The 22,138-nt window shown below is 59.1% G+C and carries 16 protein-coding genes and 1 tRNA gene; 8 read left to right on the top strand and 9 right to left on the bottom strand.

The annotated features are described in order from the left end of the window. Positions 1 to 29: 29 nt before the first annotated feature. The 9 genes from J5251_RS04285 to dnaA form a co-directional block, all read right to left on the bottom strand. Positions 30 to 103: transfer RNA gene (locus J5251_RS04285), tRNA-Ile, on the bottom strand. Positions 104 to 258: 155 nt separating this feature from the next. Next, a complete protein-coding gene (locus tag J5251_RS04280) occupies positions 259 to 852 on the bottom strand; it encodes a DUF3566 domain-containing protein (RefSeq protein WP_139006378.1) in 594 nt (197 codons plus the stop codon). After that, on the bottom strand, positions 849 to 3,530 hold the full coding sequence (gyrA, locus tag J5251_RS04275; protein ID WP_208575305.1) for a DNA gyrase subunit A: 2,682 nt from the start codon (positions 3,528 to 3,530) through the stop codon (positions 849 to 851). The genes J5251_RS04280 and gyrA overlap by 4 nt, the downstream gene beginning before the upstream one ends. 64 nt (positions 3,531 to 3,594) lie before the next feature. Next, positions 3,595 to 5,643, bottom strand: coding sequence for a DNA topoisomerase (ATP-hydrolyzing) subunit B (gene gyrB, locus J5251_RS04270; RefSeq protein WP_279633620.1), 2,049 nt, complete (start codon positions 5,641 to 5,643; stop codon positions 3,595 to 3,597). A 263-nt stretch (positions 5,644 to 5,906) separates the two neighbouring features. Continuing rightward, positions 5,907 to 6,452, bottom strand: coding sequence for a DUF721 domain-containing protein (locus tag J5251_RS04265; RefSeq protein WP_432264417.1), 546 nt, complete (start codon positions 6,450 to 6,452; stop codon positions 5,907 to 5,909). A gap of 59 nt (positions 6,453 to 6,511) precedes the next feature. Continuing rightward, positions 6,512 to 7,693 (bottom strand): DNA replication/repair protein RecF, encoded by a 1,182-nt coding sequence (recF, locus tag J5251_RS04260; protein WP_208575302.1) that lies wholly within the window; start codon positions 7,691 to 7,693, stop codon positions 6,512 to 6,514. A gap of 10 nt (positions 7,694 to 7,703) precedes the next feature. Continuing rightward, on the bottom strand, positions 7,704 to 8,636 hold the full coding sequence (gene gnd / locus J5251_RS04255; RefSeq protein WP_348272965.1) for a phosphogluconate dehydrogenase (NAD(+)-dependent, decarboxylating): 933 nt from the start codon (positions 8,634 to 8,636) through the stop codon (positions 7,704 to 7,706). Between the two features lie 64 nt (positions 8,637 to 8,700). Further along, complete coding sequence (gene dnaN / locus J5251_RS04250; RefSeq protein WP_208575300.1) at positions 8,701 to 9,825, bottom strand: DNA polymerase III subunit beta; 1,125 nt, start codon at positions 9,823 to 9,825, stop codon at positions 8,701 to 8,703. Positions 9,826 to 10,382: 557 nt separating this feature from the next. Then, positions 10,383 to 11,801 carry a chromosomal replication initiator protein DnaA gene (gene dnaA / locus J5251_RS04245; RefSeq protein WP_139006426.1) on the bottom strand — a complete coding sequence of 473 codons (1,419 nt, stop codon included), beginning with the start codon at positions 11,799 to 11,801 and terminating at the stop codon, positions 10,383 to 10,385. A 428-nt stretch (positions 11,802 to 12,229) separates the two neighbouring features. On the opposite strand from dnaA, the gene rpmH reads away from it, so the two are divergent. The 8 genes from rpmH (at position 12,230) to J5251_RS04205 (ending at position 18,071) form a co-directional block, all read left to right on the top strand. Then, entirely contained in the window at positions 12,230 to 12,367 is a 138-nt protein-coding gene (gene rpmH, locus J5251_RS04240; protein ID WP_003800212.1) for a 50S ribosomal protein L34, read from the top strand. A 74-nt stretch (positions 12,368 to 12,441) separates the two neighbouring features. Further along, a complete protein-coding gene (gene rnpA / locus J5251_RS04235) occupies positions 12,442 to 12,825 on the top strand; it encodes a ribonuclease P protein component (RefSeq protein WP_139006371.1) in 384 nt (127 codons plus the stop codon). After that, positions 12,822 to 13,229 (top strand): membrane protein insertion efficiency factor YidD, encoded by a 408-nt coding sequence (gene yidD / locus J5251_RS04230; RefSeq protein WP_208575299.1) that lies wholly within the window; start codon positions 12,822 to 12,824, stop codon positions 13,227 to 13,229. The genes rnpA and yidD overlap by 4 nt, the downstream gene beginning before the upstream one ends. 6 nt (positions 13,230 to 13,235) lie before the next feature. Continuing rightward, positions 13,236 to 14,201, top strand: a complete 966-nt coding sequence (gene yidC, locus J5251_RS04225; protein WP_139006369.1) for a membrane protein insertase YidC — start codon at positions 13,236 to 13,238, stop codon at positions 14,199 to 14,201. Further along, entirely contained in the window at positions 14,198 to 14,755 is a 558-nt protein-coding gene (locus tag J5251_RS04220) for a protein jag (RefSeq protein ID WP_139006368.1), read from the top strand. Before yidC ends, J5251_RS04220 begins: the two co-directional genes overlap by 4 nt. A 42-nt stretch (positions 14,756 to 14,797) precedes the next feature. After that, entirely contained in the window at positions 14,798 to 15,433 is a 636-nt protein-coding gene (gene rsmG / locus J5251_RS04215; protein ID WP_169992109.1) for a 16S rRNA (guanine(527)-N(7))-methyltransferase RsmG, read from the top strand. A gap of 218 nt (positions 15,434 to 15,651) precedes the next feature. Further along, on the top strand, positions 15,652 to 16,632 hold the full coding sequence (locus tag J5251_RS04210) for a ParA family protein (RefSeq protein WP_240793187.1): 981 nt from the start codon (positions 15,652 to 15,654) through the stop codon (positions 16,630 to 16,632). 77 nt (positions 16,633 to 16,709) lie between these two features. After that, a complete protein-coding gene (locus J5251_RS04205; RefSeq protein ID WP_208575298.1) occupies positions 16,710 to 18,071 on the top strand; it encodes a ParB/RepB/Spo0J family partition protein in 1,362 nt (453 codons plus the stop codon). Positions 18,072 to 22,138: the final 4,067 nt, after the last annotated feature.

The raw sequence follows: 22,138 nt of genomic DNA, 5'->3' as shown, positions 1-22,138 counted from the left end.
TGTCCTCCATAAGTCGGAACAGTTTTCCGTGGGCGTACCAGGACTTGAACCTGGGACCTCTTCGTTATCAGCGAAGCGCTCTAACCGCCTGAGCTATACGCCCCCTTTGCCCCGTCGGGCCGAGATATGACTTTACAGCACATCCCGACGCAACTCCAAATCGAGGCTCACCGTACCTCCGGGACGTGTTTGCTGAGACAGAAAACCCTCCTCCACCGACGGATATCCGTGGTCGAGGAGGGCTGTCCCGTACTGGTTTCAGTCGTCGGTGAGGGTAACGCCGATCCCGCCGACCAGAGTGGCAGAGATGTTGTAGAGCACAGCCGAGAGCATCGCCAGCGCCGTCAGGAGGACGACATTGACTACCGCGATGATGGTGGCAAACGATGCCACTTGGCCCAGCGAGGCATAGGCCCGCAGGTCGAAGGCTCCGCCTTCGCTGCCGGCGATTTCCGTCAACAAGTCATTGACGCGGTCGAAGATCCCGGTGATGTCCAGCGTGGTCCACAAAACGATGGAGGCAACAACGGTCACGATGCCAAGCGCCACGGAGAGCAGGAATGCCATCTTCAGTACCGACCAGGGGTCCACCTTGCTGACAAGCAGGCGTGCGCGGCGGGCCTTGGCCTTGGGTGCCGGACGGACCAATCCGGGGCGTGCTGCCTGGCCTGCCGGTCGCGTGGCGGCAGGACGGGCGCCGGAATTTCCGCTTGAGCGGGCTCCGGTCGCCGGCTTTTGCCCTGTGCCGCCCGAGGGACGCTGCGATGGCTTCGCCGGCGGGTTGCGAGGAGCCCCTACGCGCGGTGCATTAGCCGGCCGGGTACCCGGCCGGGGCGTATTGGGTGTGCTCACTCGTTACCTCCGTCTTCCGGCGCCTCTGCTGCCTCGTCGGCAACTGATGGCATTTGGTCTGCAATCAACGGTACTTCATCAGCAGGCTGCTGCGCAGATTCCGCTGCTTCTGAAATCTCAGCTGGAACTTCAGCCTCACCGTTCCCGGCATCTTCCTCCGGATCCCCGCCCAGGCCCCGTTCGGAGTTCTTGGCGACGGCGATGATGCGGTCCTTCTTGTCCGGTTTGGCAAAGATAACGCCCATGGTGTCCCGCCCCTTGGCAGGCACGCCGGTGACCGAGGAACGGACTACCTTTCCACTGGCCATGACCACCAGGACCTCGTCCTCTTCCTGGACGACAAACGCGCCAACCAGGTTCCCGCGGTCCTCGGCATACTTGCCGACCTTAATGCCCAGGCCGCCACGTCCCTGTACTCGGTATTCCTCAACGCTCGTCCGCTTGGCGTAGCCGCCCTCGGTGACGATGAAGACGAATGAATTGTCCGTGACGACGTCGGCCGTCAGCAGTTCGTCTTCTTCACGGAACTTCATTCCGGTTACGCCCGACGTCGCGCGGCCCATCGGGCGCAGGGCCTCGTCCGTGGCGGTGAAGCGCAGGGACTGGCCCTTGCGGGACACAAGCATCAGGTCATCGGTCTCGGAAACAAGCTGTGCAGAAACCAGTTCGTCTTCATCGCGCAGGTTGATCGCGATGACACCGGCCGAACGGTTAGTGTCATAGTCCGCAAGCCGGGTTTTCTTGATCAGACCGCGCTTGGTTGCCAGCACCAGGTAGGGGGACTGCTCGTAGTCACGCAGCTCCAGCACCTGGGCAATGTGCTCGTCCGGCTGGAAGGCCAGCAGGTTGGCCACATGCTGCCCCTTGGCGTCCCGGCTGCCTTCGGCGAGTTCGTAGGTCTTCGCCCGGTAGACCCGGCCAAGGTTGGTGAAGAACAACAGCCAGTGGTGCGTCGTGGTGACGAAGAAGTGTTCCACGACGTCGTCGCCGCGCAGCTGCGCACCGCGGATTCCCTTCCCGCCGCGCTGCTGCGAGCGGTAGTTGTCGATCCGGGTCCGCTTGACGTAGCCGCCACGCGTGATGGTGACGACCATTTCCTCTTCAGGAATGAGGTCTTCCATGCTCATGTCGCCGTCGTAACCCATAGCGATCTGCGTCCGGCGGTCATCGCCGTACTTGTCGGTGAGCTCCTGCAGTTCTTCACTGACGATCCCGCGCTGGACTTCCTCGGAAGCGAGGATCCGGTTGAACTCGGTAATCATCCGCTCGAGTTCGGCGTGGCGGTCCTGGATCTTCTGGCGTTCCAGTGCGGCAAGGCGGCGCAGCTGCATATCGAGGATGGCACGGGCCTGGAGCTCGTCGATCTCCAGCAGCTCCATGAGGCCGTCGCGTGCTTCCTCAGTGGTGGCCGAGGCGCGAATGAGCGCGATAACCTCGTCCAGTGCGTCCAGCGCCTTGAGCAGGCCACGCAGAATGTGGGCTTCTTCCTCGGCCTTGCGCAACCGGTAGCGGGTCCGCCGGACGATGACTTCCAACTGATGTGCAACCCAGTGCCGAATGAAGGCGTCCAAGGTCAGGGTGCGCGGGACGCCGTCGACGATCGCCAGCATGTTTGCCGCGAAATTCTCCTGCAGCTGCGTGTGCTTGTACAGGTTGTTCAGCACCACCTTGGCCACGGCATCGCGCTTGAGCACAATCACCAGGCGCTGGCCTGTACGGCCGGAGGTCTCATCGCGCAGGTCTGCGATGCCGCTGATCTTGCCGTCCTTGACCAGGTCGGCGATTTTGATCGCAAGGTTGTCCGGATTGGCTTGGTAGGGAAGTTCCGTCACCACCAGGCAGGTGCGGTTCTGGATTTCTTCCACGTTGACCACGGCGCGCATCGGAATAGACCCGCGGCCGGTCCGGTAGGCATCTTCAATACCCTTGTGGCCAAGGATCTGTGCGCCCGTCGGGAAATCCGGGCCCTTGATGCGCTGCATCAAGGCTTCGAGCAGTTCTTCGCGGGAAGCCGTGGGGTTCTGCAGGTACCACTGCACGCCGTCGGCGACTTCACGCAGGTTGTGCGGCGGGATGTTGGTGGCCATACCGACGGCGATGCCGGACGAGCCGTTAACCAACAGGTTCGGGAAACGTGACGGCAGGATGGTCGGTTCCTGGTTCTTACCGTCGTAGTTGTCCTGGAAATCGACGGTTTCCTCGTCGATATCGCGCACCATTTCCATGGCGAGCGGGGCCATCTTGGTCTCGGTGTAACGCGGGGCTGCAGCACCGTCGTTACCCGGGGATCCGAAGTTTCCCTGTCCCAGTGCGAGTGGATAACGCATGGTCCAGTCCTGGATCAGGCGCACCAGCGCATCGTAGATGGCGGAGTCGCCATGCGGGTGGTACTGGCCCATGACCTCGCCGACCACACGCGCGCACTTGTTGAACGAGCGATCCGGACGGTAGCCGCCGTCGAACATCGCATACAGCACGCGGCGGTGGACAGGTTTGAGCCCGTCCCGGACATCCGGCAGGGCACGCCCGACGATAACCGCCATGGCGTAATCCAGGTACGACCGCTGCATTTCGGTCTGCAGGTCGACCTGCTCGACCCGGTCCGTCAGAATGTCGCCTTCCAGCGGAGTGTCCGCGGCAACACCCTCGGGGAGGTCCGGAGTCTCTTCGTCGCTCATCGTTGCGTTCCTTCTGTCAAAGTCATCGTGTTACCAGGGAAAGGGTTTCGGCCGGGCATCCTGATTAGATGTCCAGGAACCTCACGTCCTTGGCGTTCTGCTGAATGAATGTGCGGCGGGACTCGACATCCTCACCCATCAGCACGGAGAAGATCTGGTCCGCGGCCGCGGCGTCATCCATGGTCACCTGCAGCAGCGTGCGGTTATCCGGATCCATGGTCGTGTCCCACAGTTCCGTATAGTCCATCTCGCCCAGACCCTTGTAGCGCTGGATGCCGTTCTCCTTGGGCAGGCGCTGGTTGCTGGCCAGCCCCTTGCGGATTACCTCGTCGCGTTCACGGTCACTGAAGACGTAGTCGTGCGCGTGGTTCGACCACTTGATTCGGTACAACGGTGGTTGCGCCAGGTAGACGTAACCGTTTTCAATGAGCGGGCGCATGTAGCGGAACAACAAGGTCAGCAGCAAAGTGGTGATGTGCTGGCCGTCGACGTCGGCATCCGCCATCAGTACGATCTTGTGGTACCGGGCCTTCTCGACGTCGAAATCCTCGCCGATGCCGGCGCCGAAAGCGGTGATCATGGCCTGGACTTCGGCGTTGCCCAATGCACGGTCCAGACGCGCCCGTTCCACGTTGAGGATCTTTCCGCGCAGCGGCAGGATGGCCTGGGTTTCGGGGTTGCGGCCGCGCACAGCCGAGCCGCCCGCGGAGTCACCCTCCACAATGTAGATTTCCGACTTCGACGGATCCTTCGACTGGCAGTCCTTCAGCTTGCCGGGCATGCCGCCGGACTCCAGCAGCCCCTTGCGCCGGGTGGACTCGCGCGCCTTGCGGGCGGCCAGGCGGGCCTGCGATGCCTGGATCGATTTGCGGATGACGTCGCGCGCGGGACCGGGGTTGCGCTCCAGCCAGTCGCCGAGTTCATCGGTGACAACGCGCTGGACAAAGCCCTTTGCTTCCGAGTTGCCGAGCTTGGTCTTGGTCTGGCCTTCGAACTGGGGCTCGCCCAGCTTGACGGAAATGACGGCGGTCAGGCCCTCACGGATGTCATCACCGGTAAGGTTGTCATCCTTTTCCTTAATGATGTTCTTTTCCCGGGCATACCGGTTGATCAACGAGGTCATGGCCGCCCGGAAACCCTCTTCGTGGGTGCCGCCCTCATGCGTGTTGATCGTGTTTGCGTACGTGTGGACGCTCTCGGAGTACGAGGTGGTCCACTGCATAGCTACTTCGGCGGACATCTTGCGCTCGGTGTCCTCGGTTTCGAAGGCAATGACCTCCGGGTGGATGACGTCCACCTTCTTCGAAGAGTTCAGGTGCGTGACGTAGTCCAGCAGGCCGTTGTCGTATTTGTAGACAACCTTGCGGTGCTCCGGAGTGGTTTCGATCTCGGTGGCCGGGTGGTCCAGATCCACGTCTTCGCTGTTGGAGACGTTGTCTTCGGGGTGCCGCTCATCCGTCAAAGTGATCTCGAGGCCCTTGTTCAGGAACGCCATCTGCTGGAAGCGGGCACGCAGCGTCTCGAAGTCGAACTCGGTGGATTCGAAAATCGTCGAATCCGGCCAGAAAGTCTGCTGGGTGCCCGTTTCTTCGGTGGCTTCACCCTTGCGCAGGTCTCCTACCGGCTTGCCGCCGTCCGCGAAGGACTGGTGCCAGACGAATCCCTGCCGGCGAACCTCGGTCTCAACACGAGAGGACAGTGCGTTAACCACGGAAATACCGACGCCGTGAAGACCGCCGGAAACCGCGTATCCGCCGCCGCCGAACTTGCCGCCGGCGTGCAGGATGGTCATCACAACCTGGACCGTGGGCCGGCCTTCGGTCGGGTGCATATCCACCGGGATACCGCGCCCGTTATCGATCACGCGAACGCCGCCGTCAGCCAGCAGCGTGACATCGATCTTGTCGCAATAGCCCGCCAGGGCCTCATCGACGGAGTTGTCGACTACCTCATAGACCAAGTGGTGCAGGCCGCGCGGACCGGTGGAGCCGATGTACATACCGGGCCGTTTGCGGACCGCTTCGAGACCTTCCAGAACGGTGATGTCGCTGGCACCGTAGTCTTTGGGTGTTACGCCCTCTGTCTCCTGGGGTTCTGCGCCGGTATTTTCCAGCTCATTCTCCTGCGCCACAGTTGCCGTCGACTCCTCAAGTTCCGTCTCATGTTTGGGCGCCCTCCCAGCAGGGAAAGGCGCCGCCACCTAATTCTAGCGTGTCGCGGCGTCGAATTATGCATGAACAGGCCCTGGACGGGCAAGAAACTGCCTTTTCCCGCATTGAAGGGGCCTCTTATGGGTCGGTGTATAGGCGGCGGCCCTCTGAGTGCTCTACTTGGCTCCTGCGCATTTCGCAAGAGCCCGCTTCGATGCTGTGGAGTTTATCCGTAAGTATCGCGCGGGCCGCGTCCGCTGACGGTCCGATAGCCCTTGCGCCAATTCGGCGCGGACGGAGCGAGGACCTGGATTTTGGTGACCACGCCTGCACCGAGCGCTTCATCGAAGCGTTTGAGCAGCGCGTGGCTCATCAAGCGCAACTGCGTCGCCCACGCGGTGGAATCACAGCGCACTTGGACTGTTGTGTCCTGGAAGCTTTCCGGTCGGCAGTGCGCCGCAATCTCCGCCCCGACAAGCTCGTCCCAGCGGGAAATCACGGATCCGACAGCCACCGGCGAAGACCATCCCCGGTCCTGAACCAAACGGCCGAAGACCGATCCGAGTCCCCTCGGATCCCGGCCGGAATCCTGTTTCGACGTTGCGCTCACAGGATGAGGCGAGGGCGTACGACGGCGTGTGGCTGACCGGGTGCGGATATCGCCACGCCCTGCGGCCGCTTCGCGAACCCGGCTAAGCATCGCTTTGGCAGCATCAATTTCGTCGTGGTGCGTTATCTCCGGCTGGGCGGGGCCGGTGCGGGGTGCCGGCAGACCGGCTTGGTCACCTTGGTTGTCCCCAGGTGCGGAAGGGGGACGTTTTCCAGTTGCCATCACTGATCCACCCCTCCCGGAATGACTGTCAGCTTCTCGCCACTGAGGGCAGCGGGGATATCTTCTACTACTGCTGCCGTGACGATGACTTGCTCTGCGCCTGCCACGATCCCAGCCAGTTTATCCCGTCGCTGGGTATCGAGTTCGGCAAAAACATCGTCAAGGATCAGTACCGGGGCAGCCCCGGGAGTCTGGTCATCTTCGCGGAGCACATAGTAGGAAGCCAGTCGCAAAGACAAAGCAAGCGACCAAGTTTCACCGTGGGATGCGTAGCCCTTGGCCGGCGTCGGGCCGAGCACGAGTTCGAGCTCGTCGCGATGCGGCCCGACCAGGGAAATGCCGCGCTCCACTTCCTTTTTGCGCTGCGCCCGGAATGCCTCCAGGTACTTGGCAGCCAGTTCCGGAACGCTCAAGGAACTCAACGGGAGATCCTGCCCACCGCCGTCGTTCTCTATTTCTCCCTCGTCCGAAAGCTGCAGGTCGATAGTGGAACGGTAAATGGCGGCGGCCTTTTTCGAACCATCCGTCAAAGATGCGTACGCGGCGGCGACATGCGGCTGCAGCAGTTCGACCAGTTCGAGTCGTGCCTTGAGCAGAGCGGCGCCGGCCTGGGCCATGTGCTGATCCCAGACCTCAAGGGTGGACTCGTGCGTCGAGGTGAACCGGCCGCTGGCACGCGCCGATTTCAACAACGCGTTGCGCTGTTTCAAGACGCGCTCATAGTCGCTGCGGGTGGCGGCATGGTGCGGAACGAGGCTCGCCAGGAGTTCATCGACGAACCGACGCCGGTTGGATGGATCGCCTTTAACCAGCGATAAGTCTTCCGGTGCGAAAAGAACTGTCCGAAGGATACCCAAGACATCGCGTGCACGGACGGGGTTCGCGCGGTTGATCCGGACACGGTTGGCCTTGCCGGGGTTAATCTCCAGCTCCAAGGAGGTGGACTGGCCGCCGCGGACAATCCTGGCGCGGACAAGAGCCCGCTCTGCACCGAAGCGGATGAGCGGGCCATCCGTGCTGACACGGTGCGAGGACAGGGACGCGAGATAGCCGATCGCTTCGACAATATTGGTTTTACCGACGCCGTTTGAGCCCACAAATACAGTGGTTCCTGGCGTAAAGGGGATATCCAGCTGGGTATAGGTCCGGAAATCAGTCAGGGATAAATACTCTACAAACACCTAGCAGCGGCTACTTCTGGTTGTCATTGTGCTGTTCTGCGGCGTTTCGGGCGCCGGGGGCGCGGACGGCATGTCCGCCGAATTGGTTGCGCAGGGCCGAGACCATCTTCATGGCCGGGGCGTCGTCCTGCCGGGAAGCGAACCGGGCGAAGAGCGCGGCGGTAATGGCGGGCGCCGGGACGGCGTGGGCGATGGCTTCTTCCACAGTCCAGCGGCCTTCGCCCGAATCTTCGACGTAACCGGCGATCTTGCTCAGGCCGGGGTCTTCTTCGAGCGCCTTGACCATGAGATCCAGCAGCCACGATCGGACGACCGTGCCTTTTTGCCAGGCGCGGAATGTTCCATGGACATCCTTGATGATGTCCTTGGCTTCAAGCAGTTCGTACCCTTCGGCATAGGCCTGCATGAGTCCGTATTCGACGCCGTTGTGCACCATTTTTGCATAGTGGCCGGCACCAACATCGCCGACGTGAACAAAGCTTTCTTCCCGCGGCCCCTCGGGACGTAGCGCATCGAACAACGGCATAGCTGCTTGGACTCGATCCGGATCTCCACCGGCCATTAGTCCATAACCGTTGGCCAGCCCCCACACACCGCCGGAGACGCCGACGTCGACAAAACCAACGTTTTTCTCCGCCAGCAGAGCTTCATGGTTCTGGTCTTCCGTAAACTTGGAGTTTCCGCCGTCGATCACAAGGTCTCCGGCTTCAAGTTTTCCGGCCAGATCGGTGATAACCGAATCCGTGATTTCCCCGGCGGGGACCATCACCCAGATAATCCGCGGGGCCGGAACAGTCGCCACCAGCGCATCGACCGATTCAACGTCCGTCCGCTCGGGATTGCGGTCGTAGCCGGTGACCTTGATGTCCGCGTCACGCAGGCGTTGGCGCATGTTGAAGCCCATTTTCCCAAGTCCAATGAGGCCGATGTGCATAACGATCACTCTTTCCCGGTTGTGATTGAGACTAGTGGCGCGGGTCTGAACTGAGGTTCTTGCTGCTTTCGGCTTATTGGTTCGGCAAACGTACCGGCATCAGCAGGTAGCGGTAGTCTTCCTTGTCTTCGCCTTCTAGGTCATCCTGCGCTGACATAACCGCCGGCTTCGGCGGAGTCGTGAAGGAGAAGCGGACGTATTTGCTGCTGAAGGCATTGAGACCTTCAGACAGGTAGTGCGGATTGAAAGCGACGGTAATTTCATCCCCGGACAAGGCTGCTTCGATGGCTTCGGAGGCCTGGGCGTCTTCGCCTGTGCCGGCATCCAGCGAGAGCTGGCCGTCGGTGAAGGCAAGGCGGACGGGCGTGTTGCGCTCGGCCACCAGGGATACGCGGCGGACTGCCTCAACGAGCACGGAGGTCTCGACCGTTGCGTGGATGGGTGTGTTCTCGGGGAACAATGAACGGATCTTCGGGTAATCGCCGTCGACCAGCAGCGAGGTGGTACGGCGACCGCCGCTCTCGAAGCCGATCAGTTCGCTATTGTCCGATAGCGCAATGCTCAGATCACCGGAACCGCCAAGGGTCTTGGCAACTTCGTTCAACGTCTTTGCCTTGACCAATGCACTTGTAGAGATACCAGGGGTGGTCGGCCGCCAGGCCACCTCACGCAGTGCCAGACGGTACCGGTCGGTGGAAAGCAATGTGATGAGGTCGTCTTCGATCTCCATGCGGACGCCGGTCAGGATCGGCAGGGTGTCGTCCCGGCTCGCAGCGATGATCACCTGGCTAACTGCTTCCGCGAAAGCTTCTCCATCAACAACACCGCTGATATCCGGCAGGGCAGGCAGTTCGGGGTAGTCGCCGACCGGCATGGTTGCCAGGTTGAACCGGCTACTGCGGCAGGTCAGGGTCACCTTCGTGCCATCGGTGGAAACATCAACGGGGGCCGAGGGAAGGCTCCGGGAAATGTCCGCGAGGAGCCGGCCGGAAACCAGGATAGTGCCTTCTTCGCTCACGTCCGCCGGAATCTGGAGACGGGCGGATATCTCGTAATCGAAGCTGGCGATGCTGACCATGCCCGCTTCGGCTTTGATGAGCAGGCCTGACAGCACGGGAACAGGGGGCCTCGGCGACAGCGAGCGGGCTGTCCAGGTAACGGCCTCGGCCAGGACATCCCGATCAACTCTGAACTTCACTGAAGTGTGCCGCCTTTCACAACGTACATGCCGGGGAATGCCAGTGGTCACAGCTGTGCTGCTCTTCCCGGCAGAAAGAACCGGCGGCTGCTGTGGACCAATGACAACAATTCTCTGTGCAAGCTTAGCCGCCAGACAGGCATTCTCACACCGGAGGTTGATTTCGGTGGATCAGAGCATGAGGGATCGGAGAGCTTTGATCGGGAGGGTCAAATGTTATTTGGAAAAGCCTGAATAGATGGGATTCGTAGTGTTAATAACGTCTGTGGATACTGTGGATAACTGCTTCTGGCCGCGGCTGCTGGCGAAATCGTCCTGTTCACAAGATGTGTAGTTCCTCCGTCGGCGCCTGTGAGGTCGTGTGGACAAGAATCCTTGTGATTATTGGGATCCACAGGCGACCCCGTAGTTATCCCTTGATGAAGTGCGGTTCTCCACTTAATGATCCACAGCTTTATCCACACCTGTTAATTTCGGACCGATAGCGAGGTCTGAAAGAGACGCTTCAGAAACAGATCGAGGGTACGAAAGGTACCTGGGGAGTGGTCTTTACGGGTTCAGCTCTCGCGCTGCTGCTGCTTGATGAGGTTGGTTAGCTCGGTGACCTGGTTGTAGATCGCCCGACGCTCAGCCATCAGTTCCCGGATCTTTCGATCCGCATGGATGACCGTTGTATGATCTCGGCCACCCAGTTCCTGACCGATCTTCGGCAGTGACATGTCCGTCAGCTCCCGGCACAAGTACATGGCGATCTGCCGGGCGGTCACGAGCGTGCGGGTCCTCGACTTGCTGCACAACTCCTCGAGACTGAGTTTGAAGTAGGCCGCAGTCTGACCCAGGATCGTGGTCGACGTGATCTCTTGTGCCCCGTCGTCGGTAATCAGGTCCTTGAGGACGATTTCTGCCAGGCCCATGTCCACGGCCTGACGGTTCAAACTCGCGAAGGCAGTGACACGGATCAGAGCGCCTTCGAGTTCGCGGATGTTGGTGGAGATTTTGGATGCGATGTACTCAAGCACCTCATCCGGAACGGAAAGCCCCTCGCTGATGGCCTTCTTGCGCAGGATCGCGATGCGGGTTTCCAACTCCGGAGGCTGGATGTCGGTCAGCAGACCCCACTCGAAACGTGAGCGCATCCGTTCTTCAAACCCGGAAAGCTGCTTTGGCGGAAGATCTGAGGTGATGACCACCTGTTTGTTGTGGTTGTGCAGCGCGTTGAAAGTGTGGAAGAACTCTTCCTGCGTCGCATCCTTGTTGGCCAGGAACTGGATGTCATCGATGAGGAGAATATCCACGTTCCGGTACAACTGCTTGAAGCTTGCACCTTCATCGTCCCGAATGGAGTTGATGAAGTCGTTTGTGAACTCTTCGGAATTTACGTAGCGGACACGGATCCCGTTGTAGAGATGCCGGGCATAATGCCCGATCGCGTGGAGCAGGTGGGTTTTGCCTAGCCCTGAATCACCGTAGATGAAGAGCGGGTTGTAGGCCTTTGCCGGAGCTTCGGCCACGGCCACGGCAGCGGCGTGTGCAAACCGATTCGACGAGCCGATGACAAAGGTGTCGAAAATGTACTTCGGATTGAGCCGGCCGAACTCATGCGAGGTGCTCGGCGGAGTGGGCTGTGCGCGAATTTCGTCGCCCGTGGTGCTGGCCGGTGATGGGGCAACTTCCGGTTCGGGTTCCGGTTCCGCCTGCGTGACCATGTCGGTATCCACAGAGAATGCACAGAGGATCTCGTCCTGGAAGACATCGCGGAGGGCGTCCTGCAACGGCTCCTTGAGCTGCTGCGATTGGAAGACTTCCCTAGTGAGTTCATTGGGAACAGCTACCAACAGCGTGGTTCCAATCAAGCCCTTGGCCTGGGCGAGGACTACGAAACCTCGCTGCCGGGGACTGACTCTGTCGTCCCGTTCCAAGGTGCGAACCACCTTACGCCAGGAGCTTCCGACGTCGTTTATCTGGTCCGTATCCACCGAAAACCCCTCAAATAGCAGTAATGCAAATTCCTCCACTTCCCGTTTTACCGGATCCAGGACCTTCATCCACAGAGTTATACACAGACGTGGATAAAGTGCTCCTGCCAAGAGTAGATGATGATTCTGGTAGAAGATAGCTGGAAAGTGGCCTAGGTAAACTAATGCGGCCGGCGCCAGTGAACGAGGTCCGCCAGAGGTTGTCCACAGGTGTTTATCCACACCAGTGGATATCAACGGCAGAGTGCTGGTTTGACGGAACACCGTTCGAACCCCTACCGTTATGTAGTCCTTCGTGTCTGCTTTGTGCATACCCCCATGCCTTTTGTGAGGTTGCCAGAGCAGATGCCCAATAGAGCGTCCGCCTGTTACTTCCCCTTGTTGCAACGGGCTGAGGCGCATCTGTCGATCGTCTTGGAGTAACCACCGTGAGCAAGCGGACTTTTCAGCCGAATAACCGCCGTCGTGCCAAGAAGCACGGCTTCCGCCTTCGCATGCGTACCCGCGCCGGCCGTGCCATCTTGGCAGCGCGCCGCGGCAAGGGCCGTACCGAACTGTCGGCCTAACCAGCTGCCGTTTGTCGAATCCGGCTGCTTTGTCTTTCAGCAGCCGCGCAACGGGATAGGTAGCTTTCAGTAGCATGCTGCCCAGTAAAAACCGGATGCGCTTTTCGGCAGATTTCTCAACAACTGTACGTTCCGGCGCCCGCTCTGGGCGTCGGAACTTAGTGTTATACGCGGTTCCCACTGCCCTGGACCGGCCGAGCACTTTCGGCTTTATCGTGTCCAAGGCGGTGGGGAACGCTGTGACCCGTAATCTCGTTAAACGGAGACTGCGGGAGATCGCGGTGCACAGTCTCAGGGCTTATCCACAGGGGCTTTCTGTTGTCGTCAGGGCATTACCCGCGGCGGCGAACGCAGATTTCTGCGCTCTGAGCAATGACTACCGCAAGACATTTGCAGCAGCGACGTCAAAGTTCCGCGCGGCATTGCCCGCGGCTGAGCAGAGAGGACCCGCCGAATGAGCACAACAAGCCATTCGCCGGCGCAACCTCCTGCCCCTGCCTCTTCCTCCGCCGCGCGTTTTGTCTGGGCCTTGCCGCAGACTTCGCTGATCGGATTGCTAAAGGCATACCGCAAAGTCGTTTCTCCTGTATACGGGCAAGTGTGCCGGTTTTTCCCCTCTTGTTCGGCCTATGCGCTGGAAGCGGTGACGGTCCATGGAACCGTAAAGGGAACATGGCTTGCGGTGCGTCGGCTTTCGCGTTGCCACCCCTGGAACAGCGGCGGCGTGGATCACGTTCCGTTGTCCCCTTACTATGAGCGTCTGCTTCGGGAGAATCCCGCTGGAACGCCACGGATTATTGTGCTGAATCACCCGGAGATTCCGGCCGACGATGAAGGCCGTCCAAGCGGCCCGAGGAGCTAACGAGTAATGGACTTCCTGAACACCATACTTTTCCCTTTTATGTGGGTGGTCTCATGGATCATGCGGGCGTTCCACGACCTGTTCACCACCTTGGGAATGGATGCGGCGAACGGCTGGACCTGGACACTGTCCATCGTTGCTCTGGTACTCGTCATCCGGGCTGCTCTCATCCCGGTGTTCGTCAAGCAGATCAAGGCTCAGCGCGGAATGCAGGCGCTGCAGCCGGATCTTCGTAAGCTTCAGCAGAAGTACAAGGGCAAGACGGACCAGCTCTCGCGTCAGGCGATGACGCAGGAACAAATGGCCCTGTACAAGAAGCACGGCACCAACCCATTCTCGGCCTGCTTGCCGATGCTGATTCAGATGCCGTTCTTCTTTGCCTTGTTCCAGGTACTTAGCCAGGCGTCCGGGGCTAGCGACGAAGGCCGTGGTATCGGTGCCTTGTCTGCCCAGGACATTCAGCAGTTCGATGCCTCCACCATCTTCGGGGCACCCCTATCGGCCTCTCTTCTTCACGGCGGCGGTGGCGACAATCAGGTTGCCGTGATCGTGCTGTCGATCATCATGATTTTGGCGATGACTGCCTCGCAGTTCATCACGCAGAAGCAGATCATGTCGAAGAACATGTCCGAGGAAGCACTGGCCAGCCCGTTCATGCGCCAGCAGCAGATGATGCTGTACATCCTCCCCCTGGTGTTCGGCATCGGCGGTATCAACTTCCCCATTGGTGTCCTCATCTACTGGACCACTACCAACCTTTGGACAATGGGCCAGCAATTCCTTGTGATCAGGCGGATGCCCACCCCCGGTTCGCCTGCTGCCAAGGCCTTAGCTGAACGTCGTGCACGGAAGGGACTGCCCATGGTCCCCCTTCTGGGTGAGAAGAAGTCCGAGGAACCGGCCGTCGAGGCCCCGGCTGCCACCAAGGTGCAGCGCCCGCAGCCCCAGCGTAAGAACAGGAAGAGAAAATGAGCACCGAGAGCGTCTCCGATACATCTGCCGATCAGTCAGCACTGGAAGCCGAATCGGAAGAGTCGACACAGTCCAATAACGCGAGCCGTTTGGAAGAAGAAGGCGACGTAGCTGCGGACTACTTGGAAGAGCTGCTGGACATCGCCGATATTGATGGCGACATAGACATCGAAGTCCGGAACGGACGCACCTACATTTCGATTGTTTCTGAAGAGGACGACAATGATGCTCTTGAAGCGTTGGTCGGCCGTGATGGCGAAGTTCTGGAGGCACTGCAGGAACTCGCACGGCTGGCCGTTCTGACGTCCACCGAGAACCGATCACGGCTTGTCCTTGATATCACCGGCTACCGGGAAGAACGTAGCGTCGAACTGCACAAGATCGCGCAGGACGCCGTTGCCAAGGCAAAAGAGACCGGCGAAGAGGTCGCTTTGGCACCGATGAGTGCTTATGAGCGGAAAATCGTCCATGACGCGGTGGCTGATCTCGGGCTGGCCAGCGAGTCGGAAGGCGAAGGAGCCAACCGACACATCGTCGTCTCACTGGCTTCCTAATCCTGCCGGCCGCTGGCCTGACCTACTTATCGAGGTATATACGTGGTTGAAATAACGCCGAAAGAGAAGGCAGCGGCATCGTCGGTATTTGGCGACCGAACAGCGCTGGCAGAGCGTTACGTGCAGCATTTGGCGACATCGGGCATGGAACGAGGCTTGCTGGGTCCCCGTGAAGTGCCTCGTCTTTGGAGCCGACACGTGCTGAACTGTGCGGTCGTAGCGGAACTGATTCCCGCCGACGCCTATGTTGCGGATGTAGGCAGCGGTGCTGGCCTGCCCGGACTCACTTTCGCCTTGGCGAGGCCTGACCTGCGGCTCACACTGATAGAACCTCTGGAGCGCAGGGTGACCTGGCTGAACGAAGTTATCGATGACCTAGGCCTAGACAACGTCGAGGTCCTTCGCAGTCGTGCAGAGTTGGCCGTTGGACAGGTTAAAGCGGATGTTGTGACGGCGCGCGCCGTATCGGCCCTGAACAAGCTGGCGCCCCTGACGATTCCGCTCTTGGAAGGCCATGGGCAAGTCCTAGCCATCAAGGGCCGAAGCGCGGCAGAGGAGATCGAGAAGGCGGCCAAGGTGATCCGCAAGCTGGGCGGCACGGACACCTCTGTTGTGACGGTGGGGGAAGACCTCCTGGAGGAACCCACGACCGTTGTCCGTATTGTGGTTGGCCGCTGATTCTTCCGTCGACGAATAACCTACACCCGCGTGGGGTCGTCGTCATTCTGAAGTGTCAGCAGATAGTCTAGAGTCACTAAAGCCGGAGATAAGGGAAGTGAGCGAGTTCTGGTGGGTTTGGGAGACGAGCGCTCTGCGGGACGCAGCTTCACTTCATCACGGGACCGGCTCCGAGGCTGGTTTTCTTCGTTCACTCAACTCATAAAGGTCGATAATTAATGACTAACATCGAGGTTTCACGTGAAACATCGGCTACCGGTGGCACTGAAATGAAGGTCGAGTCGGCAGTTCCCAGCGTCATGGATTCAATCGATGAGAGCACACCGCTGGCACGTGAGCTTGCCAGCGAGAACCGGCGGCGCGAAAGGTTGCAGGGACGCGACCTGCCGAGGCCCAGCGAAACGCGGATTCTTACAGTAAGCAACCAAAAAGGTGGCGTCGGTAAGACAACGACGACGGTTAACATCGCCGCTGCCCTGGCCGCCGCTGGGCTGAACGTTCTGGTGGTGGACATCGATCCGCAGGGTAACGCCTCGACTGCTCTCGGCGTCGAGCATCACGCGGACGTGGACAGCATCTATGATGTCCTCATCAACGATCTGCCGCTGGCTGACGTACTGGCTCCCTGCCCGGACATCAAAAACCTCATCGTTGCACCGGCTACTATTCATTTGGCCGGCGCCGAGATAGAACTCGTTTCACTGGTCGCCAGGGAACAGAGACTTCGGCGCGCCATAGACGTGTACGCGAAGGAACGGGAAGCCGCGGGACAGGAACGGTTGGACTACGTCTTCGTCGACTGCCCGCCGAGTCTGGGGCTGCTCACCGTCAACGCTTTCGTAGCCGCGCAAGAAGTGTTGATTCCTATCCAATGTGAATATTACGCCTTGGAGGGGCTCAGCCAACTCCTCAGCAACATCGAGATGATTCAGAAGCACCTCAACGGCGACCTGGTTGTTTCAACGATTCTCCTGACCATGTACGACGGTCGAACAAACTTGGCTGCGCAGGTTGCCGCGGAGGTACGTCAGCACTTCCCGGATCAGGTTCTGGGCGCTGTTATACCTCGGTCCGTACGTATTTCCGAGGCGCCGAGTTATCAGCAGACAGTCATTACTTATGATGCATCCTCTAGCGGTGCTCTGTCCTATCAGGAGGCAGCAGCAGAAATTGCCGAGCGCGGGCGGCAATCCAAGTAACACCAACTCTCAACGGTAGACTTAGCTCCTAGTCATAAAAATGCGCGTATTTGCGTGCATTCAGGAAGGATCCCTTGATGAGTGAGAAACGCCGCGGTTTGGGTAGGGGCCTGGGTGCGTTGATTCCGAATTCACCCGTAGCCACAGAAGAGAAGAATACCGAGCCCAGTCCGGCAGCTGCCCGCCGTGGTCGTCCAGTCGACGTTTTTTTCCCGGCAGCTTCCCGTCGCGACGAAGACAACGCGCCATTCCTGAATACCCCCGCGGAAAGAGGCGGGGCCTCTTCAGCAGCCCAGGTCGCCGAGGTCCTTCGGGGACCCCGCAAAAACTCCCCGTCTGCACGCAAGCCTATGAAGAAGGCTTTGCCAAAACCGTCTCCGGACACAGATAGTGCGGACGCGGAGACTGAGACGGGCCCGGACTCCACAGCTGATGAGAACAATAAGCCAGTGGTTGCTCCCGTGGAACCTAAGGCAAGGGCGGTAACGGCGGCTGAGTCTTCCGTAACACCAGCAGCAGCTGATGAGCCGGAAGTAACTGAACAGGAGATGGTGGAATCTGGCGAACTGCCGGCTGCCCGGGGAGCCGACGAGGATGTTTCCCGTGAAACTCTGGTAGAGGTGCCAGGGACGACGTTCGCTGAAGTTCCCATCCTGTCTATCCACCCTAACCGGAAGCAGCCGCGGACGGTCTTCGATGAAGAAGACATGGCGGAATTAGTACACTCGGTCCGTGAGATCGGCATCTTGCAGCCCATCGTTGTTCGACCATCGGGTGAGAGTGGCGAGTATAAGTATGAGCTGGTCATGGGCGAGAGGCGCTGGCGTGCCTCTCAAGAAGCCGGAATGGAGACCATTCCGGCAATTATTCGTTCGACAACCGATGACGATCTACTCCGGGATGCGCTCCTGGAAAACCTCCACCGCAGTCAACTGAATCCGCTTGAGGAAGCGGCTGCGTATCAACAATTACTGGAAGATTTCGGGTGTACGCACGACGAGCTGGCTGATCGCATTGGTCGCTCGCGGCCCCAAGTCAGCAACATGATCCGGCTCATGAAGTTGCCACCATTGGTACAGCGTCGTGTCGCAGCGGGTGTCTTATCGGCGGGGCACGCCCGGGCCCTGCTCGGCCTTGCAGATCCCGCGGAAATGGAGAAGCTAGCTCAACGGATTGTAGCTGAAGGATTGTCCGTCCGGGCAACCGAGGAGATTGTCTCACTTAGCGATGGACTTCGTAGGCCGAAGAGGGATGCAAAGCCTCGAGCTGGCGCACGCCATGAGCGATTGGACTACCTTGCCACCTCGCTTTCTGATCGGCTCGATACAAGTGTGAAGATTACCTTGGGCGCAAAGAAGGGGCGGGTCAGTATTGAGTTCGCGAGTGTTGATGATTTGAACAGAATCATGACCGTCCTGAGTCCAAATAACGACGGATAGCCTAGAACGAAGAGATGCATGGGAGGGTAGGTTCCGCAGTGAAGCGGTTCCCGCCCTTTCCGCGTGTGTGACTACTGTTTTCCGGAAGACGGAGAAGGTCGGCCGGCTACTCTCGGGCGGTCTTGCCGGACTTTTGGTTTCACGTGGAACATGGCAACGAACCCTCGACGAAGAAGCCATCTTCACTGCGTCAGCGCTCATCTGGCCTGGCGGCGCGACAGAGGGATACAGCTCCTTGTCGGAGGAGACTGAATCTGCCATGTGAGATACCGACGCTGTGAGGATGACCGAAAGCGCGAAATTCCCCCCGTCGAACTTGCGCCCCCGAAGCAGCAGTGTCATCACGTTTTTGGATGGCGAACCCTCTGTCGGTCCCTATGGAACGGGATATCGCACTAGCTGTCAATCACATGCTCGGCGCCGTCCGCCAACAACGTGCGATGAATCTTGTCGCCCTATCCGGCCATGGCCACGTCGACGGTCTTATTGAAGTAGTGCAGTCCACGGGGACCGGTGGAGCCGATGAACGTACCGGCCGGAAGCGGTACCACTTCGGTGACGTCGCTGGGACCGTAATCCCTTGGGCATATAAGCTTGATTCTGGTGAGCACGCATACGTAGTCAATGAAAGCGCCCGTGGTTGGCGGGTACGACCAACCGTTGCGGTCTTCACCGACGCCGGCAGGGCGAAGTGCTGCATAGCTGGATCCGTATGCTTCGCTTCTATAGAAGTAATTTGATCAAAGCCCAATAAGACCCGGCGTGAGAAGGTACATGGCGAAGTCAAACCGTCTCCACTCCTCTGCATCCTGGCACGGTTCCAACGCAGGGCTACCGTTCCACGTGAAACTGAGTAGGAAGTTCGACTCAACTACAGCACAGCGTCGCCTCGGCTATGATCTCAATGTCATCACGATGATCGCTCACCTGTTAGTCAATATCCTCTCAGCGTGAGTACTCATCCATCTTGGTTATCGGACTAGTAGACGAACACACCATGATGGGTGAATTTTGTTCAGTGTCAGCATCTCGCGTTGTAAACTATTGCGGCACTCCGACTCTACCGACCGCGCCTTGGTGCGCAGCCGTAGCGGGACGGCGCACTTGTCACAGGTCGCTTTTTCAGCAGATGCACCACGTCATAGAATCGGACTCCTAATGTATCTCCTGCGTTTCACGTGAAACTGATGGTTCGTCTATCCAGTAGACATGCGACGAAGTGCGCCTGGGCTGGCAGCGCACTGACGGCCGATAGAAACTGCCCATATGGTTGCCCGTGGACTGTTTCCGCCAGAGCTCTCATGGTCATCGAGGCTACCCACAGACGATCAGCCGTATCGCCGCCGTCTCTTGAATGCCGGTTGGAGATGGATCCTATCCGCTTTCGCCAGGATCCCGGGGCGATAGCCCTAGCTACCTGCCGGTTCATCCGTGTCCAGTATCGTGCCCGCACCGCGACTGCCCGGCTGGAGAAGAAGGCAAGATCCAACAGCCTGCGGGCGACTCCGTCGTCGCGGGCAGTTGCAAAACGCACTTTACCCCCGCAACATACGATGCGCGCCGTCCTTGAGTCGGTGTCAGTCGCGACGGATCCAGGATTCTCCAAGTAGGGAGTACTCACCGGCAGCTAGCTCGTGGTGGCGTCATCCATGGGCTGCTTGCTGGGTCCGGTTCCAGTTGGAATCCGAGGTTGGGCCGTACGTCTTCGCGCGTCAAATGTCGTTACTGCGTCACGGGGATCGGACCAGAGCATTCTCGGAAGAGTTCAACTTAGGCCACGAGGGTCTATTATCGGAACCGCCCGTTATCGGCGCAGTGTTGATTCACGCGAAACGTGCACGGCCGCGCTGTGCCTCTTCCGGTGGGCACCGTCCTCCCGACAAGTGAGACACATGAAGCATCTCGGCAGTATAGCCAAACCCGAAGGTACCTCAATCGCACGGGCTGCGACGACCTAACGCGGAAGACAAAGTTCGGAATCTCCTCAACCCGACCAATTTGCGAAAAGAGCCAGTCAAGTAGTTTGACGTAGCGAAGGCAAGTTCAGCTGATTCGGCCTAAGCCTCGTGGAGCGCAGCGGCCGGAGCATGTGTTCGGCTCGGTAGGGGCTGGGGCACCAGTGAATAGTAGTCCCGACTAAACTTCCTGAGGAAGGCAATGAAGCGGAGTAGCCGACTGCTGCTCAAGACTTTCGACGATGGAATAAATTTTGGCGTACCAGAGGCGTATGCGAGTCATTGGCATCATGGTGCCCCTCTCCTGGTGATTTCCCACCGGCACCAGCACGCGTGTAGGGGAAACGGGAAACGCACTGCTGGTTTCACGTGGAACGCATCGTCTCTGCAAGTTGGACTGGGTAGTTGGTCTCGGGGCACTTCTTTGGCGCTTATTATATGTGTCCTTCTGTCCCAATCTTTGTCCTACCGGTTCATCACATCGCTGCCGGCGAGCAGATAGTGCGATGCTTCAGCGTGTAACTCTCAGTCCCCGTATGGGCAGGTAGTTGAGGCCTGCTTTCCGTGTAGATGGAGGGACCAAGCCACGTTGTGCTTGCGGTCCCTCTCCACGGCGCCGATTCGCAAAATTCCGACCTGACTTCTTGTAGCGCCCAGCAACCAGGCAAGCGTTTGGTCCGAAGCGCTCGACGAATGTTCTCATGCGAAGCATGGTTTCACGTGGTACATGTACGCAATGGCCGGGTGCAAGCGGCGACACACATGTATGACCGTACTGCGCACTCTCCTCATTGCATCACATGGCATGGCGGAGAACGCAGAGATCCAGCAGTCCAGCTGGAGACAGGGACACAGCTGAAAGATCCCAAGCTGGCGCCCCCGGGCATAGGTCAAGGTGATCGGCAGCTGCAGCTCCTCAAACGCACGGCCTAAATCTATGTTCCTTCTCTGGAACCGCCGTCAATTTGCGTTGTGGAGACGGGAGCACAGAAAGGCGACTGTACTCGGCATTGCATGATTCTCTCAACCGGGTCAGTGCCAGTGAACCACTATAGGTGTGGTCCTAGTGCGACAGGCACTTGTCACGCGGAATGCTACCGATTCAAATTTTCTCAACACGCTACATGCCGGCACTATCTTGCAGCGGCGGCTCACCGAAGCAGAGTCGGGTGCAAGTACCTCGTACGGCTGCGTATACGAGTAGCGCAGAGTGATCAGAATCAGCGGGCCACCTGCTTACACAGTTTCACGTGGAACTTTGGCAACAAAGCAGCAGAGACCTCTCGCTATTTACAGCAAAACACGCTGGCCCTTCTACCGGTTCGTTGCAGTGTGGAGATGCACGGGGCATTCCGCTTGAACGCAGCGTGGCGAGTGAATGTGAGTTTCGGGCAGCTGAAAGTGCACCTGGAACGATCAAGACACCTGTAACCGCGGATTTGGCGAACGAACTGAGGGGACGACAGAAGCTACAGTGCGGCCGTCCCAGAAGGATGAGGTAGCACCCGCTAAGCAAACAAGCGGATGGGTCAACGTCTACGACATCGCAGTAGTGGTTGAGGTCGTAATGCCCTATTGGATCGCCTCGATTCCGCACTCTGGCCAACTCCGGAACAGAAGAATCCGGGAATACGACAGGACGCGAACACGTAGCCGAGGTTGGTATTGTTCACCGGTCCAGGTTCGTCTCGCTGAACAACCGAAATTGCCGTAGCCAAGGACACAAACCGGAGCTGCCCGAACCTGCAATCCCGGGAGTTCTGCGGGAACACACCTTCCCGTTAGAGCTTTGCAGCCATATACGGGCATGCAGTGCTGATAGCCGCGCTGTCTGTGACCCAAGTCGGCCAGCAATTTGCGTGAGCCGTCCTCTGACAGGCGAATGGGTGTGGTCGACGACTGACCCGGATGTCGAATGGTATTGAGTCAGCTGTTCCACGTGAAACCACGACAGGTTATAGAAGTCAAATCCGGCAGGCACCGTCCCCTCCATCTCAGGACGACCGCTAGGACAATCGAACCGTCTGGAGCTTGCGTTCGGGGGTTCCTAGCTGCAGGGTCGGTAGCTACTGCAAGGGCTATCGCGAATAGAGACCCCGGCGATCCAGAACG

Origin of the sequence: Arthrobacter crystallopoietes, assembly GCF_017603825.1 — a bacterium.
GTDB lineage: Bacteria > Actinomycetota > Actinomycetes > Actinomycetales > Micrococcaceae > Crystallibacter > Crystallibacter crystallopoietes_B.
This window is presented reverse-complemented; position numbering and strand designations above follow the sequence as displayed.